Origin of the sequence: Pseudomonas sp. 51_B (assembly GCF_017491595.1) — a bacterium.
Lineage (GTDB): Bacteria > Pseudomonadota > Gammaproteobacteria > Pseudomonadales > Pseudomonadaceae > Aquipseudomonas > Aquipseudomonas promysalinigenes.
The window spans coordinates 1-432 of the sequence record NZ_JAFGYW010000466.1 but is presented as its reverse complement, the minus strand read 5'-3'; the positions used below and the strand labels follow the sequence as shown (position 1 = coordinate 432).

The 432-nt window shown below is 57.2% G+C and carries 1 protein-coding gene; it reads right to left on the bottom strand.

Translation table 11 applies throughout. From position 1 onward, the window contains the following. The coding region (locus tag J5M56_RS25755; RefSeq protein WP_207938151.1) for a hypothetical protein at positions 1–432 on the bottom strand (432 nt) is incomplete at both ends.

The window sequence follows — 432 nt, the reverse complement described above, 5'->3', positions numbered from 1 at the left end:
GCGTTATCGGTTGGAGCACCGTCTTCAGGAATCCCGAACAGATCACCGAACACCTGACGGTTGATCATCGTCTCAACCTGCGCGCGCGTCATACCCAGCACATGCGGTATGGCGCGCTCGCGGCTGTAACGCCTGAGGTCTTGCAATGCAGAAAGCGACAAATTGCGATTTTCTGACAGATCCGAGCCTGCGATCAGACCCGAATGATCGCCATCGAAAAGCGCCGCGGGGATTTCCGCGATTGCGTTACCGCTGAGGTTCAGGGCCTGCAACCCGGGCGCCCGCAACACACCGTCAGGCCATTCGCTCAGTTGGTTGTAACGCAGATCCAGAGACTCGATCACGCCATAATCGGGCGGATTGAAAACACGAAGTTCGTTGTAACTCAAATCCAGCGTGCGCAGCCGCGCGTTGCCCAGCAAAGGGTAAACA